Source organism: Ktedonobacteraceae bacterium (assembly GCA_035653615.1).
In the GTDB taxonomy this organism is placed as follows: domain Bacteria; phylum Chloroflexota; class Ktedonobacteria; order Ktedonobacterales; family Ktedonobacteraceae; genus DASRBN01.
Window position 1 is genome coordinate 33,427 of record DASRBN010000007.1, and the last position, 12,823, is coordinate 46,249.

At 52.3% G+C, this 12,823-nt stretch carries 13 protein-coding genes; 4 read left to right on the forward strand and 9 right to left on the reverse strand.

Annotated elements, in window-relative coordinates; translation table 11 throughout:
- Nucleotides 1-41: 41 nt before the first annotated feature.
- Both VFA09_04365 and VFA09_04370 read right to left on the reverse strand, forming a co-directional pair.
- Nucleotides 42-2,057 carry a GNAT family N-acetyltransferase gene (locus VFA09_04365; GenBank protein ID HZU66491.1) on the reverse strand — a complete coding sequence of 672 codons (2,016 nt, stop codon included), beginning with the start codon at nucleotides 2,055-2,057 and terminating at the stop codon, nucleotides 42-44.
- Between the two features lie 7 nt (nucleotides 2,058-2,064).
- A complete protein-coding gene (locus VFA09_04370; protein ID HZU66492.1) occupies nucleotides 2,065-2,811 on the reverse strand; it encodes a CBS domain-containing protein in 747 nt (248 codons plus the stop codon).
- Nucleotides 2,812-2,967: 156 nt separating this feature from the next.
- On the opposite strand from VFA09_04370, the gene VFA09_04375 reads away from it, so the two are divergent.
- Together VFA09_04375 and VFA09_04380 are read left to right on the forward strand one after the other, a co-directional pair.
- Nucleotides 2,968-5,064: a S9 family peptidase gene (locus VFA09_04375; GenBank protein HZU66493.1), complete on the forward strand. Its 2,097-nt coding sequence runs from the start codon at nucleotides 2,968-2,970 to the stop codon at nucleotides 5,062-5,064.
- Nucleotides 5,065-5,226: 162 nt separating this feature from the next.
- On the forward strand, nucleotides 5,227-5,448 hold the full coding sequence (locus VFA09_04380; protein HZU66494.1) for a hypothetical protein: 222 nt from the start codon (nucleotides 5,227-5,229) through the stop codon (nucleotides 5,446-5,448).
- A 9-nt stretch (nucleotides 5,449-5,457) separates the two neighbouring features.
- Here the strand turns inward: VFA09_04380 and VFA09_04385 are convergent, their stop codons facing one another.
- Nucleotides 5,458-5,853 carry a hypothetical protein gene (locus tag VFA09_04385; protein ID HZU66495.1) on the reverse strand — a complete coding sequence of 132 codons (396 nt, stop codon included), beginning with the start codon at nucleotides 5,851-5,853 and terminating at the stop codon, nucleotides 5,458-5,460.
- Between the two features lie 5 nt (nucleotides 5,854-5,858).
- Entirely contained in the window at nucleotides 5,859-7,196 is a 1,338-nt protein-coding gene (locus VFA09_04390) for a hypothetical protein (GenBank protein ID HZU66496.1), read from the reverse strand.
- Nucleotides 7,197-7,436: 240 nt separating this feature from the next.
- Between VFA09_04390 and VFA09_04395 the strand changes: the two genes are divergently transcribed.
- Both VFA09_04395 and VFA09_04400 read left to right on the forward strand, forming a co-directional pair.
- Nucleotides 7,437-8,513 carry a DNA methyltransferase gene (locus VFA09_04395; protein HZU66497.1) on the forward strand — a complete coding sequence of 359 codons (1,077 nt, stop codon included), beginning with the start codon at nucleotides 7,437-7,439 and terminating at the stop codon, nucleotides 8,511-8,513.
- 29 nt (nucleotides 8,514-8,542) lie between these two features.
- Nucleotides 8,543-9,340 carry an inositol monophosphatase family protein gene (locus VFA09_04400; GenBank protein HZU66498.1) on the forward strand — a complete coding sequence of 266 codons (798 nt, stop codon included), beginning with the start codon at nucleotides 8,543-8,545 and terminating at the stop codon, nucleotides 9,338-9,340.
- On the opposite strand, the gene VFA09_04405 is transcribed toward VFA09_04400, so the two are convergent.
- The 5 genes from VFA09_04405 to VFA09_04425 all read right to left on the reverse strand — a co-directional run bounded on the left by VFA09_04405 (nucleotide 9,337) and on the right by VFA09_04425 (nucleotide 12,811).
- On the reverse strand, nucleotides 9,337-10,269 hold the full coding sequence (locus VFA09_04405) for a C39 family peptidase (GenBank protein ID HZU66499.1): 933 nt from the start codon (nucleotides 10,267-10,269) through the stop codon (nucleotides 9,337-9,339). The genes VFA09_04400 and VFA09_04405 overlap by 4 nt on opposite strands.
- Before the next feature lie 205 nt (nucleotides 10,270-10,474).
- On the reverse strand, nucleotides 10,475-10,906 hold the full coding sequence (locus VFA09_04410) for an SET domain-containing protein-lysine N-methyltransferase (protein ID HZU66500.1): 432 nt from the start codon (nucleotides 10,904-10,906) through the stop codon (nucleotides 10,475-10,477).
- A gap of 84 nt (nucleotides 10,907-10,990) precedes the next feature.
- Complete coding sequence (locus VFA09_04415) at nucleotides 10,991-11,377, reverse strand: hypothetical protein (protein ID HZU66501.1); 387 nt, start codon at nucleotides 11,375-11,377, stop codon at nucleotides 10,991-10,993.
- A gap of 54 nt (nucleotides 11,378-11,431) precedes the next feature.
- Nucleotides 11,432-12,244 (reverse strand): hypothetical protein, encoded by an 813-nt coding sequence (locus VFA09_04420; GenBank protein HZU66502.1) that lies wholly within the window; start codon nucleotides 12,242-12,244, stop codon nucleotides 11,432-11,434.
- A gap of 6 nt (nucleotides 12,245-12,250) precedes the next feature.
- Nucleotides 12,251-12,811, reverse strand: a complete 561-nt coding sequence (locus VFA09_04425; protein ID HZU66503.1) for an RNA polymerase sigma factor — start codon at nucleotides 12,809-12,811, stop codon at nucleotides 12,251-12,253.
- Nucleotides 12,812-12,823 lie beyond the last annotated feature (12 nt).

Genomic DNA, 12,823 nt, shown 5'->3' on the forward strand with positions numbered 1-12,823 from the left:
CTGCACTCGATAACAACTTCGCACCTACTAGCCGACCCGCATTATAAACCTCCCAGGTTAGGCGTACTCAACAAATGGCTCAAAAACCTGCTCGCGACCCGCTGGTCTACACGACTACCGATGCGGGCCAGAAGGATATTCGCCGGCTCCATACGCACATTCGGTTCGGTCGTCGGATATTCTGTAAAGCCTTGAGAAGCGAAAAGCCGCGCGATCAATTCGCGATACTGGTAGATATTGAGGCCGAGCCCTTCCATATCCCAATGCCATGATAGACCCATTGCGTACAAAATGATGTCTTCCAATGCATCGAGTTCAAGCGCAAAGGCCAGCAAATTTTTCGCAATACCCAGCCGGCGCCAGTTTGCGCTGACTTCAATCCCCACCTCATAGACGTTCTCCAGGCCTTCCCACCACTCATCACCGGGAGCTAATGTCACCTCACCTACGATCTCACCGGAGGGCGTATGAGCTATGGTGAGCGCGCAATCTGGCCGTCTCGCAATACTCAAGAGGAGCTGGTGCTCTCGTTCCGGCAGACGCGCGAAAGCCCGTAATCCTGCATCGATAGTAAGACGCTCGATCAGCGAGGGTGGGCAAAAATCGCGCAGCAATAGCGTTCCCTTTCCCGTTTCTAATGACCTGCTACGTGAGGGAGTCGCGCTTCCCTGCAAATGCAAAAGGTCGAATAGACCGGCCAGGGGAGACCGATTATGAACCGTAGGGAAAGCCTGCCGCACCGGAGGAGGTAGCAACAGCTGGCGTACCAGTGCCGTCGTGTGCCGGTTCGTGTTGCTGATCGTCCAGCGGCGGGGCTGTGCCGGAAAATCCTGGGGACGATCCATAAAAGTAGTTGGAAAGCTGGCCGGGATCGACGATTTTCCCATTACCTGTTGCGCAAGTGTCTCCTGCGCCTCCACGCCAAGCCATACCGGTTGCCAGCGCTCCACCCACTCTTCTGGTAAGGATACCGGGAGCTCCTGCCCGGACATTTCCGCCCAGACTATAGACCAGGCACGCGGCACGACCCGGTAGAGATCATATCCTCCACCACCCAATGCTACCCAGCGACCCTTACAATATGTATCGGCCAGCTGGTGTGCCAGTTTGACCTGCGCCTGAATCCCACGCATCGTCAGACTAAGATGTGTCAGGGGGTCCCAGGCATGCGTATCACATCCATGCTGGCTGACAATAACGTCAGGAGCAAATGAGATGACCAGGGGAGTCAGAAGAGCCTCCATCGCCTCGATGTACGAATCATCCTCTGTGTAAGGCTGCAAGGGAACATTGACGGAATAGCCACGGCCTACTCCTTTACCCAGTTCAAGCACATCGCCTGTACCTGGAAAGAGATAGCGCCCGGTCTCGTGAAATGAGACGGTCATCACGCGCGGCTCATCGTAAAAGGCTCGTTGTACGCCATCGCCATGATGGGCGTCGAAGTCGATATATAACACTTTGGCTTCGCTGGCACGCAACACATGCGCTATTGCCACTGCGATATCATTGTAGACGCAGAATCCGGAGGCGCGTTCAGCCCACGCGTGATGCAATCCTCCCGCGGGATGAAAGATATGCAGCGGTCGTTCGTCTTCCGAAGCGAATGTTCCCCCTTCGGGCAGTCCCATTATTGCGCTCAAGGCAACCAGCGTCCCGCCTACGATACGTGCAGAAACCTCGTGCATTCCCGGCAGCGCAGGGGTATCTCCATCCGCAAAACCATATTTCAAGGCCAGTTCGGCTCTGCTTTCGTCCCGCTGCGCTTGTACGCGGTCTTCATCTCGACTGTGAAGTTCAGTTGCCGGGTCTCCCTCGTGAGCCTGGCTCAGGCGCTGCACGGCAGCAATATAATCGGGGGTATGAACCAGCTCCAGTTCCTCCAGCGTGGCAGGACGTGACGGCAAGCGATCCTGTTCGTAAGCGCTATGCCACAAACCACTGGTCTCCAGCAGATTCATCAATGCAACCAATCGCGCCGGCTGCAAAGGATGGTCCGGGCCAAAATCATAATGCAGTTCGTCACTATCGAACAGCAAACGCGCCTTACAGTTCATTTGTAATTCATCCTTGTTCGTCGTCCTCTACCGGCGAGCCTGCAAACGCATAGTGGATATTCGCCTCCCGCAATCGCACCAGCAAGGGTGAAGGATTTATCGTTCCGAGCCGCAAGGTCGCAACTTGCAGCACTCCGCTCTCCTGTGGAGCGGCTGTAATACTGCGCACCTGTATTCCTAACTGAGCAGCCAGTACGAGTGTTTCAGCCAGGGGACCCGGATCACCCGCCGGTAATTGAATCGTCAATTCCATTCCCGGCTCAAATGCGCCCATTAAACGCGCCAGTACTAGCAGCAAATCACTGCGTGTAAGCAATCCAACCAGCACAGTGCGCATTCTACCTTCCTCGTCCTGTCCCATCTGCTCATATTCTACCACCGGCAAACAGTTCAAGCCTCGTTCGACCATCAATTGTGCTGCTGCCGCTACACTCGTCGACGGTGTTACACGGATGCTCGCCCGGTGCATGAACTCGGCCACCGGTCGTTCCTGCCACGGACGATGCAGCACTTCGCTGGAACTCCATCTACCCATAGCCGCCGCCAGGTCTATATCTTGTGAGGTCAACAACCCCTGGAACTCCGGCAATGCCTTCCGGCCTGTATCAATATATTTCGACCACGCAGAATTGCTTGCTGACACCACCGGTAGATGATGAAACTGATATTGTCGTAGCAGGTTAGCAGCATGACTCAGCGTATCATCAGGGGTGACTGTAATCAATTTTGTCGTCATCACTTCGCTTACAATCATACGTCTCTTCCTTTCTGCTAAGCTATGATAGCACAAAACAGAGCCTTAGCTTTCCCAGTAACCCGTAGCCTTTCGTGACGTATTAAAATCAGTAGTATATACTTTCAGCCAATATGACGTAGCGCAAACGACTTGTAAATAACGGAGTTTTGTACGATGATCGACAACGATGATCTTTCTACTATCCCTCAGTCCAACGATCAGCGAGATGACACGGTCCATTCCACCATCCAGGTGCCGGTAGTTGAGCCAGCGCCACAACCTGCTCCTCGTCCATTCCCCAGCGTAGATGACCTGCTAGCACTGCGCATTGCCTCGGACCCGCAAATCTCACCCGATGGTTCCCTCATCGCCTTCACAATACAGCAATGCGACGCTCAGACGAATACCACCAGTAGCACCATCTGGTTAGTACGCGCTAAAGCCGCTAAAGGAGACATTCCCTGGCAGATCACTAATGGCGTTGAAGAAGAGCGTCAAGGCAGGCATGATCTATCGCCGCGCTGGTCTCCTGATGGAAACACCCTCGCGTTTTTGAGCGACCGCAGCGGCACCCTGCAAATTTACTTGCTGCCCATGCAGGGTGGGGAAGCCAGGCAATTGACTAATTTGAAACACGGTATTACTGAATATAGCTGGCGACCGGACGGCAAGGCTCTCGTCGCCCACAGCCCCTGGAGACCTGCGGATGACCGCGATCTGCCTGATACCAGCAACATATCCGTCGTTTTCACCCGTCTGGATGAGCAATGGGATGGCGAAGGCTATAAGCAAGGACGTCACCAGCAGCTCTGGTTTATTCCTTTAGAGGGTGAACCTGTACGCCTGACAGCAGAACCTGTGGACCTCGTACAATCCTGCTGGTCGCCCGATGGCAAGGAAATAGCATTCTGCGCCAACCGCCGCCCCGATCCCGATCTTAGCGTAAGCATGGCGCTGTGGGTACTGAACCTGGCAAATCGCCAGATGCGACGGCTGACACCCGAAGATGGCCTGGCGCAGGCACCCGCCTGGTCGCCCGATGGACAGCATATTGCCTATTACTATGCAGCCGATCAAACAGAGGCGAGCAATGTGATTCCTTTTGTCGTAGATGTCCAGGGCAGTAGCGCTCCACGCCCCGTCACCTCGCAGTCTCCAAACTTCACCTCTAGCGAGTGGATCATCGACGAGCTGCACAGTTATGCGCATACTCGCCCGCAATGGTATCCTGATAGCAAAGCACTACTTGCCACCTTTCAAGAGCGCGGCCAGCTCCATCTGTACCACCTTGACATGGAACACGATACGATGACTCGTCTGACCGGTGGCAACGGCTGCTACCTCAATCCTCAACTTAGCAAGGATGGACAGATAATCGCAGTAGTTCGCACGGACTGGTTTACACCCGGCGATATCTGGAGCATGGACGGGAACGGACAAAACTCACACAAATTAACTGGTGTAAACGACACGTACCTGCGGAGCCTCCAGCTTGTGCGCCCCAAACGTATCACCTGGCAAAGCTTCGATGGCCTGGAGATTGAGGGTTGGCTCTACCTGCCACCATTGCCGGAGGGCACAAAAGCTCCCTTGATTCTGGAAGTTCATGGCGGCCCAAACCTGGCCTGGGGTGACAGCTATGTTCACGAGTTCCAGGTGCTGGCCGGCAAGGGATTTGCGGTGCTGGCCGCCAATCCTCGCGGCAGTTCCGGGTACGGAGAAGCATTCTGCCGCAAAAATCTGAACGACTGGGGAGGAGATGATTTCCGGGATTTGATGGCGGGTATTGACCACGTCATAGCCACCGAGATGGTAGAAGCCAACCGGCTTGGCATTGGTGGCATCAGCTATGGCGGCTACATGACCAACTGGGCAATCACGCAGACAAACCGCTTTAAGGCCGCTGTGAGTCGCAATGGCATCAGCTACCTTCCCAGCGCCGGTCTGCTCTCGGATCAGACGCTCTGGTTCGATCTCGCAATGAGCGGCGAGGGGCAGGATGTAGAGGCATTGAGGCGCAGTTCCTCGCCTCTAACTTTCGCGGATAAGATTACGACTCCGCTCTTGCTCCTGCACGCGGCAGATGATTTGCGCTGCCCATTCTCTGAATCCTTGCAAATGTTTGTAGAACTGCGCAAGCGCAAACAAAAAGTCGAACTGGTTCGCTATCCGGGTGCCAGCCACTTGATGGACTGGCCCGATGTCGGTTCGCCATTACAGCGTACCGACCGCCTGGCTCGCACAGTCGAATGGTTCGAGCGTTATGTTTAAAAAGCTCGTTTGACGGACTCTCATGGGGTGATTGCAGGAACAATTTCCCAGGTCACCCCTCAAAAGAGAGGATCATTTGATAGTTCTGTCCGGCTTGCGTTAAACGATGCAGAATAACTTTCCGTTTTTTTTAACAGCCAGATAATTCGGAGGAGTAACGAAATGCAGTGGTTAGGCGTACTCATCCTCTTCGGAATATTTGCTTTTCTGTGCATTGCCGGTATATATCTTGCCCGGACGCAGAAAACCCGCAACACGAATGTGGTAACGCCACTCGATGACCTGTACCGTTCCAAGGGACTTGGCAATGTTCTCGATGCAAATCATAAACTCAACCTGCGTTCGACAGGAGGGCAGCAACAGAAACACCGCAGGCATAACTGAGTATTATTTTTAAGTGGCTGCGCTGAACAGAAACACCAGGCTAAATAACGTAGCCAGCAGTAGAAAGATGCCAAAGCACCCGGCCAGGATGCGCGAAACACGAAACGTCCCCCAGGTCGAATAAGGACGGAGACTTTGTAGTGTCACACGCAAACTGACGACGAAAATGCCCAGGAGCAATGCAAAGTCCAGCACCCGAATACCGAATGCTCCATTGAACGCGGCAAAAGATATCTCTACAGCACCAAAAGCGAAAATGGCTCCGATCACATCTAGCGCCGCGATTGCCAAAAACAGGCCCTCATCATACGAGAGCTTGTACAATCGCGGCGTCATGCTCAGAATAATTACTAACCCGCATATATATGCAATCACACTCAAAATTGTCAATAAACCAGCTGACATTCAATTTATCCCCACACAAAATCTTGTGCATCCTTCATTAAAAGCTGGCCCTGTGCTTCTCCTGTTTCAAAAAGGTACGGGCCTATCGAATCGCCGGCATCCGCGGCATCCTGGTCCTGTAAAGCGAAAGCGGAACTATCCGGTTTCCAGCTCACTTCGCCAGCCTGCGCTGGCGCATACTTCTGCATGGCAACAGGATTCGCCAGGCTCGCGCTATACGGACCATCCTGGCTCTGCATGTGATATTCCGCCGCCACGAGCGTCTGGCTATCAGGCCCCCAGCTCAACGTATCATCCCGTGTAAGCATCCGAGCAGGCAACTGGTTCAATAAACTCGCCGTCACACCATCTTTCAAATTCAGAACCTGAATGCTCCCTAGCGCCTGGTCAGGACCACTTGCCGTTACCATTTGAGCTGCCAGTTGCTGGCCGTCGGCGGAAACATCCCAGCCCGGTTTTATATAAGGCCCGCTCCCCTGTGCCGCGCACCACGGCTCAGTTCCTTGAGAGATGACCTTGCTCGAAACCAGGCCAGGTTGAATTACCGAGTGACGATAAATCACAAACTGGCTCTGGCGCCCAAATGGATGTACGATCACTTGATAAAAAAGTTGCTCATTACTATAACGCATAGAAAGCAACAGCGGTACATTGTTCTGCGCCGCGAAGAGTGTCGCCGCTCCCAGCGCGCTGAGAGGAATAACCTGCGCCAGCGATCCACTGATCGCATCATAACGATAGAGGCCAGCAGCCCGGCTCGTTTTTCCCATCACCCCATTGTACCATGCCAGCAGGTGCGTCGAATTTTCCCAAAATACATATTGCCAGTATCCGCCCTCTGGACTTTTCGCGATTGGATCAGCGCTATCGGCAGGCACTAGCAGCTGCGTGAGTTGCATAGTACCGGTATTCAATACGTAAAGCGCTCCATTGGCCCCAAAATCGGGTGCTGGGCAGCCACCACCACCTACTCCCGCCGGTCGCGCATTCATGATAAAGGCGATGAAATGATCGTCTGGAGACCATGCCGGCAAACGCCAGAAAACATTCGGCGCATTCTTATAGTTAAAGTGCGTCACCTGCACCGGCTTTGCGCCATTGCGAGCAACCCAGAGCTGGTCGTTGCGCACAAATGCATAGGAAGTCCCTAACGCGCTGGGCGGGGCCGTCATGACGGGCGCTGGACTCACGGTCTGTGTAGGGATAACAGCAGGAGTACCATTGCCATGATCAGGCGTGCCACTGGGAATAGCGCCAATTCCAGAACTTCCGCACGAAGCAAGTCCCACCACTATCGCTAAAAATACGCAAGATATCAGCAGTTTCTGAATACGCGAAGTCATTCTATCTTCTCCTATCTGTCTGCACCGGCAAAATACTGTATGCATCTTTCACAGCTCGTTGCCCCGATCAATCAAACGAGCTATGCATCAAAATATATCAACATATTTCATCTGAGCAAATTGTATGGTTATAACGGGCTATTTGATGAAATCATTGACAGCAGGCCGTTTCTTGCTTATGATGCATCCTGAAGAGGCCTGATCGAAAAGAGACAAGCTGGAGAAATTGGCGGAATAACAATGGTAGAACTGATTTGGGAAGGAAAAGGTATTACAGGCGCGGAAAATTATAAATCCCATTATCTGCATATGTGCGAGGCTTTCAATACAAACCAGTATGATGATCAGATCAACCCGGCCGGTAATTCTTCATGCTGGTACAACCGCCTCATCCATGGAGACAAAAAACGCATCCTTCCTGCCTTGCTTCCCGAATTTGCCGGTAAAATCGACCTTATCTATATCGATCCCCCTTTCATGACGGGCCGCACCTTCACGCTCGGCAACGAGCTTGCTTACAACGATACCTGGAACAATCTGGATTCCTATATTCAATGGCTATATGAAACATTCGCGGCACTGCATAGGCTGCTGGAGAATGATGGTAGTCTGTATGTGCATCTCGACTGGCGGGTCATCCATTACGCAAGGGTAATTTTGGATGAAATCTTTGGCTACGAACCGAATGCCAGAGGCTCCGGCTTCAAAAATGAAATCATCTGGCATTATCAATCCGGCGGGCGTTCTACAAAAGGCTATGCCCGCAAGCATGACACCATCCTGCTTTACACAAAATCTGCCGACTATTGCTTTCACGCCGAACGCATTGGAGAACGGCGTGGCTCTCAGAAACGCAATCATATGCGTAAACATCTGAATGAGGATGGACATGTCTACTGGACGATACACTCGGCAGGACGCACCTATACCTATCACGAGGATCAGTTAATGACGCCATCCGATGTCTGGAACGATATCAGCCATTTGCATCAGAAAGACCCTGAGCGTAACGGCTATGCCACCCAGAAACCGGCGGCGCTGCTCGAACGTATCATCCTGGCATCATCTGAGGAAAACGATCTTGTTCTCGACTGCTTTTGTGGCAGCGGTGTCACTCCCGCTGTGGCAGACGAGCTTGGTCGCCGCTGGATTGCTTGCGATCAGAGCGAATTGGCGATCCGGCTGACGCGCCAGCGCTTGCTTGAACTCAAACAAATACGCCCTTTTGTCTTACAACGTCTCATCGAACATAAAGATGAACAAGCCATTTTAGATGAGAGTATAAGCGGCGTGGTGAATGATCAACCAATATCCTAAACCGCAAGTAGGCAGATAGCGAGCGCCCGATGTTAGAACTTCTAGAACACCTCTTCCGGCGCGTTCAGGCGTATTTACACTCCGAACGTTTCGACCGCGGTCAGATCTTTTTTTCATCGCCCCAGCACGTGACCATGCAGTTTGATCGCGAGGCCGAAGATATTATCATCAACGGCCTGGCTGAAAGCGGGTATGGTTTCGAAATCATGACTGAAGAGCGACCGGCTTTCACAACGTCCTCTATGCCGCTGTATCGGATCATTGTCGATCCCATCGATGGCTCGACGAATGTCTGGCGGGGAATTATGACCGCCGCTGTATCGCTTGCGGTACTGCCCATCGATGCGCCCATAGTACCTGAACGGGTAGAATGGGCGCTCGTTGGCGAACTCTTCAGTGGCACAGTTTACCAGGCTCAACGCGCTGCTGGCGCTTTTTGCAATGGAAAGCGCTGCCGGGTCAGTGAGACGAAACGACTCGATCAGTGCCTTGCCGGCATGAACTTCGATGGTCGTAACTTGCAGGCACAACTGAAATTGCTCACCCGGCATCCGGCGATCAGCAATATAAGACGTACCGGCAGTTCCGCAATGGACCTTGTGTATATTTCCAATGGCGCATATGATGCCTGCATCGATATCGGAGACATCCTGACGGCTGAATCGTTCCTCGCGGCATCCAGTATCATTTGTGAGGCTGGCGGCATCATTTCTGATCAGTCCGGCAAACCTTTACGCCCTATCACCAATCTCACCACGGGTTTTTCTCTCATAGCAGCGGGAACCGGAGAACTGCACCGGGAGATTGTATCGCGCGTCAACAGTTAACGTGGAGTCAATACCGCGCTAAATCCCTGCCACATGCCCAAAAACATCGCGTGCGTCATGCGTTGAAAATCTGCCGGAGAAGAGTCCGCAATGTAGACATAGCTGCTATCCCCCCCGCGTATCACAAAGAGATGACCTCCTGGAAAGTAGTAGCTATCGCGCACACTCACAATCACAGGATACCCTTTATTACTCAGGCTTATGATGTCATCCAATGTACGCGCATGGCTGAGGCTCGCATTGAAGCCAAAATACGCCGCCGTAAGCGCGACACCATCCTCGCGCAACAGCCCCTCAGACACCGACCATACTCCCAGATTCAACTCCACCTGCAGGACATCGGCAGCGATAAGATGGCGACCATACGCATTCATCACCTCCTCCATGGAAATGCCCGAACAGGAGGAGTAGGACCATACATTCCATTGATAATCGGTATAGTACTGCCTGCGGTCAGCGGAATCCACGCGCACCAGGCGCTGGCTGGCCGTAAGCGGGAGGCCAGGAGCCTGATTCTGGTGCGCAGCGGTATTTAGAGCAATACCGGTGGTATGCTGCGCGAAGCTGAGTAAGGCGATGCCGTCGTTTAACTCGTGCAGCGCCCCATCCACAATGCCACTCTGTATAAACAGGGTAAGCAACAACATTACGAGCAGGCAAACTGTGACAAACATGCGATGGCGGGTATACCAGGAAGAGGGTAGTGTAAAGGCAGGAGGAGTTACAGGTTTCTCCAGGCCCAGCAGCGTTCCATCCTGGAGCTGCAAAACTAAGGTAATACGACGGTCAGATGATACGCCCGGCTCCTGGCTCTGGAGAGCAAGTCTACGGACATAGCGTCTCCGTTCGAGGAAAACACTGACGACAATACTGCCTATGATCAGCACTATTGTCAAAAGCAAGAGCGCCGTGATTACGGCAGACGACATACATTACCCTCACAACAAATAGATTTCTCCTGATCTCTTCTATAAGAGTATAACGCCGATCTTAGCAATACTATGGGGTATTGCCAGAATACAACCAGAATTTGCTATATGCGCGGAGGAAATCTTAACCAACCCGGCCGGGTTGGTGGCTACATTTGTTCATCCGCTTATTCACCATTGACATTTCACTCTCCTGATACTTTAGTTATAGCCTGCCTCTAACGATGCCGGTGCAATTTTTAGCACCACAGTTACATTTCATTGACCAGGACTTTGGGCTGAGTTGCGCATAATCGAGAGTTAGCTCCTCTCCCGCTTCAATGTCTCTAAGGGCTATCATTTCATCGCCTGCAGGTGCGATATTCGGGTCGCAACTATGATTGCCATAATTCGAAGGGTCTTCTGCTCGTGAGACAGTACTCACACGATGGGTACCATTACCCAGATAGACAGCGTCATATGACTGAACAGCTCTGATGTAATCCTGAAACTCCTTATCGGTCATAACGACCCAGGAATGCTTACCGGAAGTAACTGTAAATCGCTCACCCTTCTTGAAAGGCTCTTTAGCAAATAACCCCTTACCCTCTATAGGCGAGTCACGAACTTCAATTTTTGGATGTAATACTAATGCCATAAGCTCAGTATATGCCAGCTTCCGCAGAAGGACAAGCTGCTTTTATCACATTACTTTACAGAACCGTGAAAAGAAGAAAGGCTCCTATGCTACGCGCATATCATATACTTCCAGATCCCGCGCCATCTGACGGCGATATATTTTTACTCTGTGGACATGCAAAGTAAGAGATAGCACCAGGTACTCAACCTCATCGCCTTCGGCAACGGGCCGTACATTGAGATTGCCATGCTTTTGCAAGCGGAAAGTTCTACTTTCCCCGGCATCGATTATCCCCAGCATATGGTAATCATGGTACACACGCCAGGACACATTCGTCATATTCTCTACAATTAACTCCTCGTCATCCCCACCCATTGCCAGCCGAACGCGCTGCTGTAAACGCCGGAGCCATCCTCCGGAACGTTGAGGCCTCGTCTCGAGTGGCGGAGCCTCCGGGCGATCCACCTCAGTCGCAAATTCTGTAGCCATTATATTCCTCTGTCCTTTCTGCTATGAGTTGTCTATAACACTAGCCCGTCGCTATTATCTGACCAGAGTCAGCCGCTGGCTCTCAGTTTCCACCTGCGTTCCACATACTCGCCCTATACGCTCGGCCAACGATGGTTCCCATAGGAACACTCGCCGTTGTTTATCGCCTTGCCCCGCTAACAAATGTAACCCCCGGCAAACACGACTTCTTCCCAGCCATCTCACCATCAACTCGTCCGCTTGAAACACCCGCCTCCGCCTCTGAATACTTACCAATGCTGCCACAATAACAAAGAGTATTATGGCTATAAGAAATGCAAGAAGTGAGTATTGATAAGCCAACCACAAAATGAACGTTACCAGCATAAGTATCACAGTTGCTACCAGGAACACCCTGAGCAGCCTGTTCTCCAACCGGCGCGAGTAGGAGTAACGCGCCAGGCCCATCGCTAAAAGCACTTCCAGCATTGCCGTTTCCATTGATCCTGCCCCATAGGATGGGAGAATAAGCCATATTTTACGCTCGCCCAAAAAAGAGGTATGAACTTCAGGCATGTGCAGGGTGCTTTTGAATGAACAACGCAAACCTGGAGTATCGCTTTGCATATGAGCTTCATATATAATGCGCGAAAAAGTATCCTGGATGTATGCCGGCACCCGATTACTCCGTGCATTGCGGCGTAGCAGAATCCTTCGCACATGCCTGCCCTTGGCAGTATGCCGATGGCCAAGTTTTGCCCGTAGTCGCAGCCACTCTGTTTGAGGTAATGGTTGCTCGCGCAGATCAGGGCCATAATAAGCCGCGAGCCTGCTCTCCAGATCGGCTTTGTCATTATCTCTACGCGCTTCGAAATCCCGTTCGTGCATCTTTAGTCACTTCCTCTCATCTTCTAGCAAGTGCCGGAGTCGATCACGCGCACGATTCAGCCGTGACTTTACTGTACCAATCGGCCATCCTAATACCTGGGCTATATCAGCTTCGGTAAGATCGGCCCCATAGCGCAGAGCAATTACACGCCGTTGATCTGTGCTAAGTTGAATGAGCGCCTGGCGCACCTGTTCGCGCTCGGCCACCCACGCTTGCAAATCTCTTTGTTGCGAGACATTTGAACCGCCCTGATAGTGTGGATCGTCGACCTCGTCCAGGGGTAGCGGAAGCCGGTAGATATCTTGCCGCTCCATCTCGTCTAGTGCATGCCGGTAAAGAATGCGCATCAACCAGGGACGAAAAGGCTTCCCAGGCTGAAAACGCGGTAACCCGCGCCATGCCAACAAAAAAGTTCCCTGTGTAATATCTTCCGCCAGCGAACGATGATGGCAAAGCCGCAGCGCTGCTGCCATGATAACGGCATGATAAGCCTCCCACAGCAGGCGAAAAGCCTCCTGATCTCCAGATGCTGCTCTTTGAATGATCTCATCTTCACAAGGAACCACTGTCGCTCCTCT